The sequence below is a fragment of the Campylobacter sp. LR264d genome, assembly GCF_008633895.1.
In the GTDB taxonomy this organism is placed as follows: domain Bacteria; phylum Campylobacterota; class Campylobacteria; order Campylobacterales; family Campylobacteraceae; genus Campylobacter_D.
On sequence record NZ_VJNT01000035.1, the window covers coordinates 1 to 17,532 of the forward strand.

Annotated in this window: 17 protein-coding genes and 1 pseudogene; 10 read left to right on the forward strand and 8 right to left on the reverse strand. The window is 27.7% G+C overall.

All coding sequences use genetic code 11. The annotated features are described in order from the left end of the window. Positions 1 to 149: 149 nt before the first annotated feature. The 7 genes from FMM56_RS07135 (at position 150) to rpsR (ending at position 7,762) form a co-directional block, all read left to right on the forward strand. Positions 150 to 2,681, forward strand: coding sequence for a CDP-glycerol glycerophosphotransferase family protein (locus FMM56_RS07135; protein ID WP_150208195.1), 2,532 nt, complete (start codon positions 150 to 152; stop codon positions 2,679 to 2,681). Beyond that, on the forward strand, positions 2,678 to 4,534 hold the full coding sequence (locus FMM56_RS07140; protein WP_150208197.1) for a hypothetical protein: 1,857 nt from the start codon (positions 2,678 to 2,680) through the stop codon (positions 4,532 to 4,534). Before FMM56_RS07135 ends, FMM56_RS07140 begins: the two co-directional genes overlap by 4 nt. Before the next feature lie 261 nt (positions 4,535 to 4,795). Then, the gene (pgsA, locus tag FMM56_RS07145) at positions 4,796 to 5,332 is read left to right on the forward strand and encodes a CDP-diacylglycerol--glycerol-3-phosphate 3-phosphatidyltransferase (RefSeq protein WP_150208212.1); all 537 of its coding nucleotides are present in this window, start codon (positions 4,796 to 4,798) and stop codon (positions 5,330 to 5,332) included. Beyond that, positions 5,329 to 6,432 (forward strand): RIP metalloprotease RseP, encoded by a 1,104-nt coding sequence (gene rseP, locus FMM56_RS07150; RefSeq protein WP_150208199.1) that lies wholly within the window; start codon positions 5,329 to 5,331, stop codon positions 6,430 to 6,432. The genes pgsA and rseP overlap by 4 nt, the downstream gene beginning before the upstream one ends. A gap of 111 nt (positions 6,433 to 6,543) precedes the next feature. Further along, positions 6,544 to 6,921 carry a 30S ribosomal protein S6 gene (gene rpsF, locus FMM56_RS07155; protein ID WP_150151826.1) on the forward strand — a complete coding sequence of 126 codons (378 nt, stop codon included), beginning with the start codon at positions 6,544 to 6,546 and terminating at the stop codon, positions 6,919 to 6,921. An 8-nt stretch (positions 6,922 to 6,929) separates the two neighbouring features. Further along, positions 6,930 to 7,490, forward strand: coding sequence for a single-stranded DNA-binding protein (locus tag FMM56_RS07160; RefSeq protein ID WP_150140298.1), 561 nt, complete (start codon positions 6,930 to 6,932; stop codon positions 7,488 to 7,490). An 11-nt stretch (positions 7,491 to 7,501) separates the two neighbouring features. After that, positions 7,502 to 7,762, forward strand: a complete 261-nt coding sequence (gene rpsR, locus FMM56_RS07165) for a 30S ribosomal protein S18 (protein ID WP_150140300.1) — start codon at positions 7,502 to 7,504, stop codon at positions 7,760 to 7,762. 34 nt (positions 7,763 to 7,796) lie between these two features. Here the strand turns inward: rpsR and FMM56_RS07170 are convergent, their stop codons facing one another. The 8 genes from FMM56_RS07170 to FMM56_RS07205 all read right to left on the reverse strand — a co-directional run bounded on the left by FMM56_RS07170 (position 7,797) and on the right by FMM56_RS07205 (position 13,228). Beyond that, positions 7,797 to 8,246: a hypothetical protein gene (locus FMM56_RS07170; protein ID WP_150206147.1), complete on the reverse strand. Its 450-nt coding sequence runs from the start codon at positions 8,244 to 8,246 to the stop codon at positions 7,797 to 7,799. Next, positions 8,243 to 8,923 carry a type II secretion system protein gene (locus FMM56_RS07175; protein WP_150206134.1) on the reverse strand — a complete coding sequence of 227 codons (681 nt, stop codon included), beginning with the start codon at positions 8,921 to 8,923 and terminating at the stop codon, positions 8,243 to 8,245. The genes FMM56_RS07170 and FMM56_RS07175 overlap by 4 nt, the downstream gene beginning before the upstream one ends. After that, positions 8,920 to 9,216: a type II secretion system protein gene (locus FMM56_RS07180; protein WP_150180332.1), complete on the reverse strand. Its 297-nt coding sequence runs from the start codon at positions 9,214 to 9,216 to the stop codon at positions 8,920 to 8,922. The genes FMM56_RS07175 and FMM56_RS07180 overlap by 4 nt, the downstream gene beginning before the upstream one ends. Further along, positions 9,213 to 9,950: a pyrroline-5-carboxylate reductase gene (locus FMM56_RS07185; RefSeq protein ID WP_150208202.1), complete on the reverse strand. Its 738-nt coding sequence runs from the start codon at positions 9,948 to 9,950 to the stop codon at positions 9,213 to 9,215. The genes FMM56_RS07180 and FMM56_RS07185 overlap by 4 nt, the downstream gene beginning before the upstream one ends. Then, a complete protein-coding gene (gene fliW, locus FMM56_RS07190; RefSeq protein ID WP_150140308.1) occupies positions 9,950 to 10,342 on the reverse strand; it encodes a flagellar assembly protein FliW in 393 nt (130 codons plus the stop codon). Before fliW ends, FMM56_RS07185 begins: the two co-directional genes overlap by 1 nt. Before the next feature lie 111 nt (positions 10,343 to 10,453). Continuing rightward, the gene (locus tag FMM56_RS07195) at positions 10,454 to 11,680 is read right to left on the reverse strand and encodes a hypothetical protein (protein WP_150208204.1); all 1,227 of its coding nucleotides are present in this window, start codon (positions 11,678 to 11,680) and stop codon (positions 10,454 to 10,456) included. Then, positions 11,677 to 12,402 (reverse strand): transporter substrate-binding domain-containing protein, encoded by a 726-nt coding sequence (locus tag FMM56_RS07200; protein WP_150140312.1) that lies wholly within the window; start codon positions 12,400 to 12,402, stop codon positions 11,677 to 11,679. Before FMM56_RS07200 ends, FMM56_RS07195 begins: the two co-directional genes overlap by 4 nt. Positions 12,403 to 12,442: 40 nt before the next feature. After that, positions 12,443 to 13,228 (reverse strand): inverse autotransporter beta domain-containing protein, encoded by a 786-nt coding sequence (locus FMM56_RS07205; protein WP_190319036.1) that lies wholly within the window; start codon positions 13,226 to 13,228, stop codon positions 12,443 to 12,445. A gap of 264 nt (positions 13,229 to 13,492) precedes the next feature. Between FMM56_RS07205 and FMM56_RS07210 the strand changes: the two genes are divergently transcribed. The 3 genes and pseudogenes from FMM56_RS07210 to FMM56_RS09430 all read left to right on the forward strand — a co-directional run bounded on the left by FMM56_RS07210 (position 13,493) and on the right by FMM56_RS09430 (position 17,194). After that, positions 13,493 to 15,037 carry an inorganic phosphate transporter gene (locus FMM56_RS07210; protein ID WP_150208209.1) on the forward strand — a complete coding sequence of 515 codons (1,545 nt, stop codon included), beginning with the start codon at positions 13,493 to 13,495 and terminating at the stop codon, positions 15,035 to 15,037. A 327-nt stretch (positions 15,038 to 15,364) separates the two neighbouring features. Further along, a pseudogene (locus FMM56_RS09425) lies at positions 15,365 to 15,748 on the forward strand (PDC sensor domain-containing protein); the annotation flags it as partial. A 276-nt stretch (positions 15,749 to 16,024) separates the two neighbouring features. Further along, on the forward strand, positions 16,025 to 17,194 hold the full coding sequence (locus tag FMM56_RS09430; protein ID WP_411675370.1) for a methyl-accepting chemotaxis protein: 1,170 nt from the start codon (positions 16,025 to 16,027) through the stop codon (positions 17,192 to 17,194). Positions 17,195 to 17,532 lie beyond the last annotated feature (338 nt).

Below are 17,532 nucleotides of genomic sequence, written 5' to 3' on the forward strand. Positions count from 1 at the left end.
TTTAAGTTTGATTATAGAGAAAATAAAGTACAATTCATTTTTTAAAGACTAAAAAATCAAAAATTTTTGCGTGATTTTTTAAGCTTTTTTGTTTTGAAAATAGTAGTTTTCAAACTTTTAAAGTTATTTTAAGTTTTAAGGATTAAACCATGATACATTTAAGAAAAAAATTACTTAAACTTAGACAAAATCCTAAAGCTTTTTTTGTGGATGCTATCTTAAAAAAGAACTTTTTGATAAAAGGAATTATAAATTCTGTGAAGGCAAAAAAGAAAAAAAGCGAATATAAATTTATAGTAATTACTGCTTGTTATAATAGTGCTAAATATTTAAACGATTATTTTAAAAGCTTTATTAATCAAAGGCTTGATTTTAAAAATAATATTTTGCTTATTATGATTGATGATGGAAGTATTGATAATAGTGCTAATATAATTAAAAAATATCAAAATAAATTTAGTAAGAATATCTTTTATATACATAAAAAAAATAATGGTCCTGCAAGTGCTAGAAATACGGGCTTAGAATTTATTAAAGATTTAAAATTAAATAAAGAAAAAACTTATATTAGTTTTAAGGATAGTGATGATTTTATAGATTTTGAGTATTTTTATGAAGTGGATAAATTTTTAAATGAGCATGACAATTTAGCCTTAATTGCTACAAATTTGATTTTTTACAAAGAACAATATACGATGCTTGATGATACTCATCCATTAAGATATAAATTTAAAGAAGATATTATTATAAATACTAATACTACAAATGATTTTATACAATTATGCACACATGCAACAGAAATAAGGCTAGGTTTAATAAATAATTTAAAATTTAATGAAAAAATAAAACCAAATTTTGAAGATGCTTTTTTTATAAATATATTTTTACTAAATAATTATGGGTGTAAAATCGCCTTTTTAAAAGATGCAAGGTATTATTATAGAAAAAGAAGTGATAAGAGTTCTTTGCTTGATAATTCTCTTAGCAAAGATTATTTTTTAACTACTATTAAAGAAGGATGCTTTAAGCTTTTAAAAGAGTATAAAGAAAAATTAAATTTTATACCCTTTAATACCCAGCTTGTTTGTCTTTATCATATATCTTATCAAATAAAGCCTATAATTAATAACGAAAACAATCTTTCTTTATTAAATGATAGCGAAAAAAAAGAATATTTAAGCCTGCTTGATGAGTGTTTTAAGTTGATTGATAAAGATAGCATTTTAAATTATAGGCTTTCTAATCTAGCTTTTTGGCATAAAATAGGTATCTTAAACTGCTTTAAAAATGAAAAACCACATATTCAAACTATGTTTATAAAAGAATTTGATAAAGCTAAAAATATGGTTTTGTTTTCTTATTATACAAACGATATTAATGAAAATATTGATATATTGTGCGATGAAGTAAGGCAAGATATAAGATATAAAAAAATAGTTTTAAATGACTTTTTAGGACGAGTTTTTATATATGAAATAAGACTTTGGATAAAGCTAAATCTAAAAGCACAAATTTTAACAGCCATTATAAATAATAAAAAAGCCTTTATTAATTTTAGCAATAAAGATTATCTAAGATTTGATATAAGTTTAATTACTAAAAAATTAAGCTTCTTAGCTACTCAGGGTAAGGCTTGGATTTTTATGGATAGACATAATCAAGCTGATGATAACGCTGAACACCTATATAAATATGTGCAAAAACACTACCCTAAACAAGAAATTTATTTTGTACTTTCTAAGAAAAGTAAAGATTGGAGTAGGCTTAAAAAAGATGATTTTAAGCTAATAGATTATCAAAGCAAGGCTTATTATAAGACTATTTTGAAAGCTGGTAAGTTTTTAAGCTCACAAGCAGATTATGTGATATTAAAGGATTTTAATAATAAAGAATTTATTTTTTTACAACATGGGGTCATTTTAAATGATTTACATGAATGGCTTAATTCAAAAAATATATCCTTATTTATAACTTCTTCAAAAAATGAGTACAAGGCTATTGCAAGCGATTTTTCTAAGTATAAATTTGGTAAAAAAGAAGTTTTACTAAGTGGCTTAGCAAGGCATGATAGTTTAAAAAATGAAAGTACAAATACCATACTTATAACGCCTAGTTGGAGAAGGTATTTAGGTGATTTTTCGGATATTAATTTTTATAAAAATAATAATTTTTATAAAAGTGAGTTTTTTATAATGATAAATAATCTTTTACAAAGTGATTTTTTAAAAGAATTAGCCCAAAAACACGGCTATGAAATCATCTTTCGCCCACACCCAATCATGCTTAATTTTTTTAAAAAATTTCCAATTCATATAAAAGTATCAAATGAATCCTATCAAGCCTTATTGAAAAGGGCTAAGCTTATGATTACTGATTATTCTTCCATATCCTTTGAAATGGCTTATTTAAACAAACCAGTAATTTATTATCAATTTGACAAAAAAGAAAATTTTAATAATCATACATACCAGCAAGGTTATTTTAACTATGAAAAAAATGGCTTTGGACCTGTGGTGTATGATTTGCAAAGCCTATTAAAAGAACTTGAACTTTTATCTAAAAATGATTTTAAGCCGGACAAAAAATACTTAGAAAATATGCAAGTTTTTGCCTATAAAGATGGCAAGGCTTGTAAAAGAATTATAGATGCGATTTTAGAACTAGATAGGGTAGAAAGTTGATTTTTAAAGAAATAGATTGTGATATTTTAAATAATGATATTATAAAAAAAGATACTTGCATAATATATGATTTAGGTAAAGATATAGACATTGATATAATAAGATTTAATGATAAAAATGTCGTAGTTAGCATTGCAAAAGATGATGAAAAATTTGTAGTTTGTGATAAAACTTTGTTTAAATTTTATGAAGAATATACAGAAGTACAACTTTATGCTACAAAAGAACTAAGATTTATAAAATTTGAAAATTTAAGCCATGAATTAGATATAAAAATTTTTAAAAGAAAGATAAATTTAATCATTATGCCTATTCATAATTCTGGTTTAGGCGATAGAATCATAGCTATTTTAAATGCTATTTATTTAGCAAGGCATACGAATTTAAAATTTGGTTTTTTATGGAGTGAGTTAAAAGTTGATGATTTTATAGATATTGTTAAAAAAAAAGATCTTTTTGAAAAAGAGTTTTTATTTAATCATTGTTATGATGAAAAAGAATTTAAATGGAGTTGGAGTAATCTATCCTTGCCTAGGCTAACATTAAAAGAGTATGAAAAAAAAGAAAATTTTACTCAAACCTTTGGTTATTTTATGGGACATGGTTTTTTAAATGTTGCAAATTTACCAGATAATTATTTAACAGAATATAAAAATTTATTTTATGAATTGCCTTTTAAAAAAGAATTAAAAAGCTTAATGCAAGATATGAATGAAAAAGCAAAAAAACTTGGAGATTTTGTGGTAATTCACATAAGAAGTGGGGATATTGTTTATGGCAAAAGAATGTGGTTGGCATATGAAAATTTTATCTTATTAAAAGCAATGCCAACTGAAATAGCCCTAGAACTTATAATTTTAAATTTTGATAAAAAGGTTGTTTTAGCCTATGAAGATGAAGAACAAGCATTAAATTTAAAAACTTATATAAAAGAAAAATATAACAAAGAAATTTATCTTATAAGAACTTTTATAGATGCTAAACTTGATAAATTTAAACAAACCTTTTCTGAGCTAATATTTATGTCTAATGCAAAAGAAATTTATAGTGGTGGAAGTGGCTTTTCAAGATTAGCTAGTGCCATAGGAAGCACTAAATATCCTACTCATTATAATACTATTTTTAAACAAGAAAAAATTTTTGATATTATAAATAAAAACTTTGCCACTATTAAAATCCATTATTTGCAAAATGTGTATTCCACTATAGTATTATATATTTTTGCAAGAAAATTAAATAAAGATGAAAAAGCTATACAAGAACTTTTACTTAGAGGACTTGACTTTGATAAACACCCTGTTTTGTTATGTTTAGTGATTGATTCTTGTTTGAAAGTGTATGATTTTGAGAAAGCTAGTTTTTATTTAAAACAAATAAAATTAGATATTTTTAAAAAATATTATTTTATGCTTAATTATGATATTTTTTTAAAATATTGTGAAACTAGGTTTGTAAATGCCTTAAAAACTACAATACAAAAACCCATTAATAGTGACTTATGCAAGACATTTTTTTGTATTTATGGCATGTCTGTTGTAATAGTAAAAAATCATCTTTCTTATAAATTTGGCAAAATTCTTATAGAAAATTCTCATTCTTTTATATCTTGCTTAAAAATACCTTATTTATTATTTGCAACTGCTATCAACCATAAAAATTTAGATTATTTAGACGCTTCTATACCACTTAAATATTATAGTGATTATCAAGAAGCTTTAAAAATACAAAAATATTTTACTTATAAACTTGGTTCTGCTTGGATTAAAGCTTATAAAAATAAATGGCGTTTAGGTTTATTAAAATTTATTTTTAAAGATATAAAGGAATTAAAGAAAAGATATAAGAAAAATTAAAAAATTGTTTAATACTTGAAATTTATGAATTTAAAGCATTAATATTTATGAAAATTTATCATTTAAATCTCAAAAAATATTAATTATATAAAACATTTTTACCCCAAAAAAGTTTAAAAAATATATTTTTCAAACTTTTTTTGAAAGAGATGAAAAATGATTAAAAAATTTAAAAACTTAGCTAAAACGATTAAAATTGCTATATTAATATTTTTAAGATAAAATATTATATTTTTAGATTTTAAGGGTTTGAAAAAAAAGATGAATTTGCCAAATACTCTTGCTTTGCTTAGGATGATTTTAGCTCCATTATTATTTTTTTTAATGACGCATTATTTTGAGAATATTCATCAAAGCTGGATTGATTATTTTGTAACCCTTGTTTTTGGCATAGCTGCGTTGAGTGATTTTTTTGATGGCTTTGTGGCAAGGACTTGGAAACAAGCAACTAAACTTGGGGCTATTTTAGATCCATTAGCTGATAAAATGCTTATCTTAGCAGTATTTTTGGGGCTTTTGATTTTGGGCAGGGCAAATGAGTGGATTATTTATTTGATACTTGTAAGGGAATTTTTTATCACAGGTTTTAGGGTGGTTATGGCAAGTGAAAATTTAAATGTAAGTGCATCCTTTGCTGGTAAGCTTAAAACTGGCTTTCAAATGACAGCTATCATTTTTTTAACTATGCAATGGCAATTTGGCGATATTATCCTTTATGTAGCCTTTTTCTTAACCCTTTATTCTGGTTTAGAATACATTTATAAATATGTGAAATTTATTAAGTTAGGTATACGATGAAATCTTTAATTTTTCTTATTTTAGTTATTGCTTTGGGGGTGCATTATTATTCTTTTGAATTTTTAATCACGCTTTTAGTGATTTCTTTTTTGATATTTTTTCATGAATTAGGGCATTTTTTAGCTGCGAAATCCTTAAAGGTTAAGGTTGAAGTTTTTAGTATAGGCTTTGGAAAAGCCCTTTTAGAAAAAGAGATTAATAATACAAAATATAGGCTTAGTGCCTTGCCCTTTGGAGGGTATGTAAAGCTTAAAGGACAAGATGATCTAAGTCCTAGCAAAGAGGTCTTTGAAGAAGGAAGTTATAGCCTATTAAGTCCTTTGAAGAAAATTTATATACTCTTTGCAGGTCCTTTTTTTAATATATTTTTAGCCTTTTTGCTTTATTTGATGATTGCAAATTTAGGGGTTGAAAAAAGGGTAGCTCAAATCGGTGGATTTAGTGAAAATTCTGCTGCAAAAATGGCTGGTTTTAAAGAAGGGGATATTATTTTAGCTATTAATGGGGTTAGTATTAAAAGTTTTGATGAAATTTCGCCCTTGCTAAGTGGTGGAAATTTAAATATACTGATAAAAAGAGAAAATGAAAACTTGAATTTATCAGTTACGCCTACACTAGGTACCTCTTACAATGAATTTATGCAAATGATACAAAAACCCTTACTTGGCATTTATCCAGCACAAAATTTAACTACTATTTATTATAAGGGGCTTGATGGCTTAAAATATGCTTATGAAGAAAGCATAAACGCGTCCTTACTTATAATAAAAGGCATTGCAAAATTAATAAACGGTGAGATAGAAGCAAAAAATTTAGGTGGCATTATAACCATGGTTGATGTTACTTCAAAGGCTGCTGGTATTAGTTTATCGGTGCTTTTACTTATTACTGCATTAATTTCTATAAATCTTGGAATCTTAAATTTATTGCCTATTCCTATGCTTGACGGGGGTCATATTTTGTTTAATTTATATGAAATGTTTTTTGGAAAAAAAGTGCCTTTAAAGGTCTTTGAATACTTAAGTTATGGTGGAATGGCTTTGCTTTTAAGCTTAATGATTTTTGCAACCTTTAATGATATTTTAAGGTTTATGCACTAAATTTTATTTATAACAAATTAAGTTTTTTTAGCTAAAATTCAACTCTTGCTTTATGCAAAATCCTTGCCTGTTTTTTTAAAAAAATGGGCTTAATATCCACAAGGAGAAAATATGAAACACTACGAGGTTTTATTTATTTTAAAGCCTACTTTGACAGAAGAAGAACTTAATGCTAAGGTGGAATTTGTTAAAGAAATTCTTAACTCAAATGGTGGTACCATTGAAAGCGTTGTTCCTATGGGCACTAGAAAGCTTGCTTATAAGATTAAAAAATACGAAAGAGGAACATATTTTGTAATTTATTTTAAGGCACCTACTACCTTAATCGCCGAACTTGAAAGGGTGCTTAGAATTACAGAAGAAGTGATTAGATTTTTGATTGTTAAGTATGAAAACAAAAAAGAAATTGCTGCTTGGGAAAAGCTAAGTCATGGTATTAAACAATCTAAAAAAGAAATCAAACCTATAGATGCACCTGAAATTCAATAGGAAAAGATATGTTTAACAAAGTTGTTTTGGTTGGGAATTTAACAAGAGACATTGAAGTACGATACATTGCAAGTGGTACGGCGATTGGTTCATCGGCTATTGCTGTAACTAGAAAATATACAGCTAATACAGGTGAAAAAAGAGATGAAACTTGCTTTATTGATATTAGCTTTTTTGGTCGTACAGCAGAAATAGCAAATCAATATTTGCGTAAGGGCAGTAAAATTTTGATTGATGGACGTTTGCGTTTTGAACAATGGGTTGATCAAAATGGTCAAAATCGCTCAAAACATAGCGTTTATGTTGAAACTATGGAAATGCTAGGGGGAGGTCAAGGAGGGGGAAATAATTATAGTCCAAATTCTAGTGGCTATAACAATAACTACATGTCTCAGGGCAATAGTTATGACCCATATGGCGAAGATAGAAATTTTAGACAAAACAATTACAATGCAAATTTTCCAAAAGGTCCATCTCCACAGCAAAATTTACAAAACCAAAACCAAGAAAAACTCAAAGAAATCGACGTTGACGCTTATGATGACGAAGATAAAGAGTTACCATTTTAAAAGGATACATTATGGCAGAAAAAAGAAAATATTCACGCAAATATTGCAAATACACCGAGGCTAAGGTTGAGTTCATAGATTACAAAGATACAGCTATGTTAAAACATGCTTTGTCTGAACGTTTTAAGATTATGCCTCGTCGCTTAACAGGGACTAGCAAGAAATATCAAGAAATGGTAGAAGTTGCTATTAAAAGGGCTAGACATGTGGCACTAATCCCTTACATAGTTGATAGAAAAAATGTTATAAGTAATCCATTTGAAGGCTTATAATATATTTAGTTTCTAAATTTTTTAAATTTAGAAACTAATTAAAAAAGGCTTCTTTAGCTACAAAACTATATTTTTTATTTATAAAAATTTCTTCATTAACACCTTTATTTGCATTTATAGAAACGCTTATATTTGCTGTTATTACCCCTTCTTTTGATAAATTTACGTCACTATTTATATTTTTAAAAACAAAATTTTCACACTCACCAAAGGCATAAAAATAATCAATCCTTATAGTATCATTTATACTTGGATAATTAAAACTTATGGAATTTAGGCATTCTTTATTATAATTTTTTGCTATATATAAAAAGTATTTTGCTAAATTTTTTCCATTTGAGGCTAAAATTTTGCCTTGTAAATATTTATGAGTATCGCTTACTATCCTTGGTGTATAGCTTGTTATATTAAGGCTTAGGCTAATGATTAATGCTATAAAAGATATAATAAAAACAGCACTAAATAAGGCATAGGCATTTTTCATAATGCCAACTTTTCTAAGCAAAAATCCTTAACACAAAGCTTTAAGCTATAAAAATTTGTGTTATAACTAAGCTTAAATTCGCTTATATTTTTTGCTAAAATAGCACTTTGTTTAAGACTTTCATCTGTAATATTTGGATAGATATTATAAATTAAATCATCATTTTCTAAACTAAAATTAACCTTAGCAAATATGGGCGTAAAAAAGCCATTAAAATCACTACTTACGCTAACATTATTATCATTAATAACTTGTAAGGTGATTAATTTATCGTCATTAAGGGCAAAAATTCTTTGATTGCTATCATTAAAAAGTTTTTTTCTATTTTCTAAAATTTGACTTAATTTAGCATTTGGTATATAAAAATGAGAATTTATTTTTAAAAGCAAGGATGAATTTAACAAAGAAAGTTTTTTATTTTCTAAATTTAATAAATTTTCACTATCTTTTAATAAGCAATTAAAACCATTATTTTCAATGTTTATATCAATGCAGTTTGAAAGTATTTTATCCATAAATAAAAGGGCTAAATTTATGTCAATTGTCAAGCTATCTTCTTTTAAATGCGTGAAATTTAAGCGATAACTTTCTTGCAAGGGCTTAAAAATAACGGCAAAGATTATGCCTAAAAGTACTATTACAAGTATGTTTTCAACCAAACTAAAAGCTTGTTTCATTTAAAATACACGCTTAAATTATTTTCATTTGCTACTAATGAATTTAAGCTAAAATTTGAATTACTTGCTTTATTTTGGTTTAATTTTACTTCGCCAAAAGAACTTATTTGAAGACTTATAAGACTAGTTTGTGGATTTTGATAAAGTTCTTTTTCTAAATCATATAATTTTTGTAAATAATTTATATAAGAACTAAAAATATAGCTTTGTTCGTGAAATTTAAAAAAGCCTGAAAAAACTATGCCCAAGATGATTATGACAGCTACAAGTTCTATTAATGAAAAGGCTTTCATTTATTTGAACTAGCACTAATTGCTTCAAAAAATGCCGTTCTTATGCCATTTTTTTCAAGTGCCCTAACGCCCTTTATGCTAACTCCTGCTGGTGAGCAAACATTTTCTTTAATAATGGCAGGGTGTTCGTGCTTTAAAAGCTCACTCGTGCTTTTAAAAAGTGCCTTTGTTAAATCATAGCTTAAATTTTTATTAAGCCCTTCTAAAACGCCACCTCCTGCTATGCTTTCAGCAACCATTGCTAAAAAAGCAGGACCACAGCCACAAATAGCAGTTGCTACTGGCATTTGTTCTTCATTATCTAACTCATAAGCATAACCAAAACTTTGCAAAATGGCTAAAATTTCATCCTTAAATTTTTCATTTTTCAAAACAAAAGGGGTAGCTGATACCTTATATTTTGCAGCAATATTTGGCATAATTCTAACTATATTTTGTGCTTTTATAGAAGAAAGTTTATTTAAATTTGTATTTGCCAAAACTGAGATAAGAATTTTTGCCTCGCCTCGAAGTAATGTAGAAACTTCATCAAAGGCATAAGGCTTAAAGGCAAGAATGACATTTTTATCATCTAGGTTAAAATTTTCATAAAGCAAGGTTTTAAAGCCTTGCTCTTTTAAAGAAGATAATTTTGAAAGGTTGCGACCCACAAAAATGACTTCATAATTATCTTTCAAACCATGGGCTAAGGCCTGTGCCATAACTCCATTTGCAAGTATATAAATACTTGGCATTATTGCTTTATATACTTTGAAATCTTATCAGCTTGAAAATAATTAGGATAGTACCCAATATCCAAAATAACTTGCACGATTGTATTATTATCTTTATTTATAACAAAGGGTGCTAAGAAATTCACTGTTGATTCACCAACTGTTTTAGCAAGTCCAACTGTGTTATAAATTTCTACGTGCTTTGAATCATTAGTTATTCCAAGTAAGGCTTGGTAATTTGCAGGAATATCAAATTCATACTCTGGTCTAATCGCATAAGGATTGATAAGAACGATTGTAAAATCATCTCCGTCAAGGCTTTTAATTTGAACGAATAAATCATCGATTTTGCTGAGTTCAACCTTGCTAGTTTTTTCAAATCCCACAATAGGATATTTGACATCTAATGTCATTTTTTCTCCTTCTTTTTAAAATCGTTGATTAGGTATTTTAACATAAAAAACAAATAAAAAGGGCAAAAATTTAAAAAATATTTAACTTTTTTCAAATTCTTAAATTATATATTAAAGCGTTATATTTAAATGATTTTTACTTAAAACAAGCCGTTTTAAACCCTTTTTAGCTATATTTTGCAAATAATTTTCAATACTTTCAAGCCATTCTTCATTAAGATTAAATTCACTATGCCTTATAAAATGAAAGGTACTTAACCTTTCCAAGCCTTCAATATGCCTTTTTTGCAAAAAGGTAAAAAATTGCTTTAAAATAGGCACTCCAAAAAAGCTTTTCCATTTGAAAACTGCATTTTCAATATCCCTTAACTGATTTTCTTTAAGTAAGTTAAATAAAGAAAAACCATTATCAAAAAGAGGTGCTGGTCTTAAAAGTTCATTTGTATTATTATTGATTATAAAGCCAAAATTTGTATAGTTTCTTGCAAGATTAGCTATTAAGCCATCAAATATCATTATATCTTGCCAGGTATTTTTATCAAAATACATTTTAAGCCTTTTGTCTATGATAAAATTACTCATTGCCACAAAGCCCTCATTTTCATTAGTAAAGCTTTCACAAACACAAACTAGGTTATTATAAAATGTTTTTAAATCGTATTCAACGCAAGGAAAATTCATAATCTTAGCAATTTGTGCCATATAAAATTCACCAAAGGCCTCTTTTGTGCCATAAACTATGATTTTATTTTTATCAAGCCTATTATCTATAATCTTTCGCCCATTGCCCTTATAAAGATAAAATTTATCATTTTTTTTATTCCAAGCCTTATTAAGAGAACCGCCCGTTGTAAATTCAGGCGATAAAATAAGTCCTTTGTCAATGTATTTTTCTTTGCCCAAAAAGGCGACTTTCATTAGACTTTTATCAATATCATTTTTGTATAAATTTACTTTTTCCCAATCGTAATTTTTATACAAAGGGCTTATAAAATAACTATCATTTATAGACAAAGCAAGGGTTTTATTTAAATACTCATCTATATTAAGCCTTGCTTTTTTAGTAAGGGTTGAAAAAATTTGCCTTTGATTGATTCTATATCTTGGAATTTGCCTTATACTAAGCCATTTTTGCATTTCTTGATTAATGGTATTTGCTTTTTTACTAAAATAAAGTGGTAAAAATTTCTCATTTATTATCTTAGCGTTTTGTACCCTAAAAATATTAGCAAAATTATGTTTGTAATCTTGCTTAGTATTAAAATCTAAAATATCATTTTGTACTTCAAATTCTAAAACTTCCTTATTTTGGTGTTTTAAAAGGTATTTTTTACTCATTTTAAATCATATTTTTCAAGCAATTTTTCATAACTGCCATCTTGCTTAAATTCTTGCAAGGTTCTATTAAATTTTAAAATTATTTCTTTATGTTTATCCTTTTCAAAGGCAAAGCTAAGTCCACTACTTCCATCATTTTCTTCAAAAAATACTTCTAATTCAGCATTTTCTTTTAAATAGCCTCTAGCCACGTCTTTATCAGCAACCACTGCATCAATTTTTTTATTTTTTAAGGCTAAAATGGCTATATTTAAGTCTTCATTTGTTTGAACATCTGCATTTTTAATATTTTTTGCGGCCACTTCTTGCAAGGTGCCAAGTTGAACGCCTATTTTAAGGTTAGTTAAATCATCTTTATTTTTAAGCTTTGTGTTATCTTTATGCTTTATGTAAAGATTTTTAGTTAGATAATAAGTATCGCTAAAATCAACATTTTTTGCCCTTTCTTCTGTCTTACTCATAGCAGAGGCTATCATGTTAATTTTACTTGTTTTTAAGGCTGGAATAAGCCCATCAAAGCTAAGTTCTTGCCAAGTTATTTTTATACCTTCTTTCTTAGCTATCATTTCTACTAAATCAACATCAAAGCCGGTTAATTTTCCATCTTGTTTATAATCAAAGGGCTTATAATTGGGGGCTATGCCTATTTTAAGACCTTCATCATTATTTGCACAACTTATAATAAAAAGTGCTACAATCATTAAACTAAGTATTTTACGCATATCTTTCCTTATTAAAAAAATGCCTTATTATATAAAAAATTTAGTGAATTCTTTCTAAAAAATTATAGCGATTGACCTCTTCAAAGCTATTATATTTTTTCTTAAATTGCTGAGAAATTCGCTCATTTAACTTTAAATTAAAGCCAAATTGAATAATAGTATCACTTTTTGTAAGCTCATCATCATAATCTCTGTATAAAATACTTATATCAAAGATATAAAAAGGCGTGTAAGAAATTTGATAATTTGATTTTTCACTATCCTTGCTAATATCAAAAACAAATATTTTAAAATTTGGTATTATGCAACTTAGCCCGTATTGCAAACTTTCCTTTTCTTCATCTGGCATATAATAATTTGCATAAGCCTTAACAAAGTGTGTATAAGCAAATTCAGCCCCTACGCTAGTATCATTTTTTTGATTTTTTTGTTTATCTATAAAGCCATTAAACCCTAAAAAATAATCATCCATTTCAAAGCGATTTACTAGACCCCCTGAATATATATAATCTTCTTGTGCTAAAACTAAATCCCTTTGAAAAAATAAAGAATTATATACCCCATCATACAAAGAATATAAATTTGTAATCTCAACAATCCTATTTTCTATATCTATACTGCCCTTTGCCTTATCAGTCCTATTTGTACTTTCAAGGGCATTTTGTAAAAGTTGATTAAAACCATCTTGATAACTTATGCTTTCTGTGCTTACTTGTTTTGGAAAATCTTTGCTTTTATTAAAATCAAAATGAGTAATCTTTCTACTAAAATTCATATCAGCAAAGCTAAAACTTATCATAAATAAAACACACAATTTTTTAATCATTATCATAATCTCCTTACTAAGTATTATAAAGCATAAATTTAAACAAAGATAAATTTTAATACAAAATTAATTTTATAGTTACTTTTTAAATAAGTTTTTTTAATATTTTAATATTTTATGTTAGTTTTTTATTTAAAAAATGTTTATTTTTAAAAATAAGTAATGTTACTAAATTACTCATAAAATTAACTTATCTTAATTTTTGCCTAAGTTTAATTCAATGTGTAGTATAATAAAATTTTATATTTCAAAAAAGGATTTAAAGTGAAAAAAGATAGTCTTTTAGCTATCGGAGTATTTATTCTAAGCGTTGTAGCCTTTATTATCTGGGGTTATAATTACATACCTAATCACTACTTAGTTTTATTTATCCTAGCGAGTATTTTTGGTATATTTATGGCATTTAACATAGGTGGAAATGACGTTGCCAATTCGTTTGGGACAAGTGTTGGGGCAAAAACCCTTACCGTTAAACAAGCCTTGGTAATTGCAGCTGTTTTTGAGTTAAGTGGGGCTGTGTTTGCTGGTTCTGAGGTTACAAAAACCATTAGAAGTAGCATAGTTGTTTTACCTGATGACTTAAATCCTATGATTTTTGTTATTATCATGCTTTCAGCCTTGTTAAGTTCGGGTGCTTGGATTTTCATAGCTACAAAAAGAGGATTGCCAGTTTCAACCACTCATAGCATTATAGGTGGTATAGTCGGGGCAAGTGTAACCATGGGTCTTTATACCTTTAGTGGGTCTGAAACCTTATCTATGGTAAACTGGGGCAAGATAGGAGAAATAGCCATATCTTGGGTTATATCACCTGTTTTAGGGGGCATTGCTGCTTATATTATCTTTTCTTTTATACACAAGAAAATTCTAAGACCATCACAAGAATCAAGCGTTTTAACAAAGCAAATAAAACAAGAAAGAAAGAAATTTAAAGAAGAATACTTTAAAACCTTAAAGGCTAAGGTACAAAGCGAACAAATCATAGAACTTAGCCAAATTGTACTTGATGAAAATGACGATGATGAAGAAGATGAAAATGTAAAAACTTCTTATAAAAAGAAATTAAAAGAATTTAAGAAAAAAGAAAAAGAAATTGATGCCTTTTCACATTTAAGAATTTATGTACCGATTGTCGCTTGCGTCGGGGCTGCTGTAATTGCTTCAATGTTTTTCTTTAAGGCACTAAGTAATGTAAATACACTTGATATTGTACAAAATGTGTGGATAGTATTTATAATCGCTTTGGTAGCCTATGTTATAACACTAGCTGTGGTAAAAATCGTTAAAAAAACCGAATTAAGCAAGACAATCGATAGAATCTTTTCTTGGTTTCAAATTTTTACCGCATCAAGCTTTGCATTTTCACATGGGGCAAACGACATTGCAAACGCACTTGGGCCGTTTTCTGCTATACTAGACGTACTTAGAACTCAAACCATAAACCCAACCGCTCCCGTTCCTTTTGCTATAATCTTAATGTTTGGGGTAGCCTTAGTTATAGGACTTTGGTTCTTAGGAAAAGAAGTTATTTCAACCGTTGGTTCAAAACTAGCTGATATTAAGCCAACAACTGGTTTTAGTGCTGAATTAGGAGCTAGTATAGTTATCTTACTTGCTACTCAATTTGGTATCCCTGTTTCTTCAACTCATATCTTAATAGGGGCAGTTTTAGGCGTAGGATTTTATAGTAAAAATGCAAAATGGGGCATGATGAAACCTATAGGTCTAGCTTGGATTATAACCCTACCTGCTGCTGCTATTATGGGAGCTGTTGTATTTGTAGTATTTAAGCTTGCATTGGGCATTTAAAAAAAGGCGGAAAATTCTGCCTTTTAATCCCTTATTTCTCTTAGTAACAAGCCTTTTTTAGAAAAAAAAATGTGTTTTTTCTACACATTTTTACAAATAAAATTTTAATATTTTGTCACTTCGCATTAGATATCTATTTATAATTTTGTATAATTTTTATATCAATTTAATAAAGGAAAAATTATGAAAAATAAAGGACTTAGTTTTAAAATAACTCTATCAGTTGGCATTATGATTATTTGTATTTTGATTATCTCAAATACTTTAAGCTATTTAGATTTTAAATCAAATGCTTATGATATGTTAAGGACAAATCAATATCAATTGATGGAAAATGTGGTAGATAGCTTTGATGAATATGGCAAAAATCGCTTAAATGCTATAAAATCATTAGCAAACGAACTTAGCAAAAATCCAAATTTAAGCAATGAAGAAGTAAGACTTTTAACGCAATTAACAAAGGATTCTTATGGCTTTGACTTAGTGTTTGTTGGCTATGAAAAGACAAATAAAAACCACTACAATGATGGTAGAATTTTAGATTTAAGCACAGGCTATGATATGCAAAATAGACCCTGGTATAAGGATGCTAAAATCGCAAAAGATACTATAATAGTAAAGCCTTATAAGGCACATAGTACAGGTAAAATTTCTATAGGTTATTCAACCCCATTTTATGATAAAACGGGAAATTTAATAGGTGTTGCAAGTAGTACTTATAATATGGTAACCTTTTCAAATGACGTCTTAGCAAAATCTCATTCTAGCATATCTTATGCAGCAGTTTATAGCCCAGAGGGTGAAATTTTATTTCACGAAAATAGTGAAAAAATTCTTAGCAAAAATAAACTGAGTGAAAATATAGCAAATGCTATCAAAGCAAATCCTAACCTGCTTAAAAAAAGTGAAGAAGCCCTATTTTACGCAAAAGATGATAACAATATAAACTACGCCATAATGTGTACAAATGCAAGTGATTCACCTTACATGGTGTGTTCTATAACAAAGGAAAGTTTTTACACTGATGCGATAAATAGGGCCTTTATTAAGCAGATTATAGTTAGTGCCTGTGCTATTATAATAGTACTTATCTTAATTAGTGTGCTTGTAAGTAAAAGTCTAAGTCAAATTCACATTATACAAAAGGGCATTAACTCCTTTTTTGATTTTTTAAATCATAAAATAAAACATACAAGCACTATTAATGTTAAAAGCAATGATGAGTTAGGCATAATAGCAAGTGCCATTAATAAAAATATAGAACAAATTCAACAAAGTATGAAGCTTGATTCAAATTTGGTTAATGAGGTTGTAAATATAGTTAAGGAAACAAAAGATGGCAAATTTGGAAGAAAGATAAAAACAAAAAGCCTAAATCCACAAATGAATCAATTAAGAGATTCTTTAAATGAAATGTCCTTAACCTTGCAAGAATTAGTAGGCGATGACTTAAATTCCATTAGTAAGCTTTTAAAATCCTTTGATGAAAATGACTTTACAGCTAGGATTGAAAAGCCAAAAGGACTTGAAGTAAATATCAATAAAATAGGCATAGCCATTTCAAGAATGCTTAATGAGTCTTCAAACATAGCACAAAATTTAAAGGAAAAATCTCACTTATTAAAAGAAGATGTCTCAGCCCTAGAAGAAAGCACAAATTTACAAATGCAGTCCCTAGAACAAACCTCACAAGCTACCCAAGATACAAATGCGTCAATGCAAAGTATAAATAGCAAGATTTTAGATGTGATTAGACAAAGTGATGATATTAAGGGCATTATTAACATTATAAAGGATATTGCTGAACAAACAAATTTACTTGCACTAAATGCAGCCATTGAAGCAGCAAGGGCTGGAGAATACGGACGTGGCTTTGCCGTAGTGGCCGATGAAGTTAGAAAACTAGCAGAAAGAACTCAAAAATCCCTTGGCGAAATAGAAGTTAATACAAATGTATTGGTACAATCAATAAACGATATGGCAGATAGCATAAATACCCAAACTCAAAGTATAAAACACATTGATGAAGCCATTATAGAACTTGAAAACATAACCCAGCAAAACGCTCAAATTGCAAGTCGTTCAAAACAAATAAGCGACACAGTTGATAATATGGCTAATGAGATTATAGAAGATGCAAGGCATAAGAAATTTTAAAGGGAGTTTGACTCCCTTTTTTGCGTGAGTTAAAATTTTTTATATTCTTAGCCACAATTTATTTTACTTATTGTAAAGTATTTTAAATTTACTTCTTACTAAACAAAGCTATAAAGTATCAGTTGCACCAGTGATGCTAGGCTTTGTTCGTATGCATTTTATAAGATATCATTATCTATAAATTTACCCCATTTTTTGTCCTACTGGTAAATTTTTATAAAGCCAGTAAAGGGTATTTGATAAAGGATATCTTTGTATACATTTTACAAATTCTACCTTTAAACCAGCCTTTATACCAAGCATTTTTAGGGTATGAGGACTATAAAGATACAAATGCA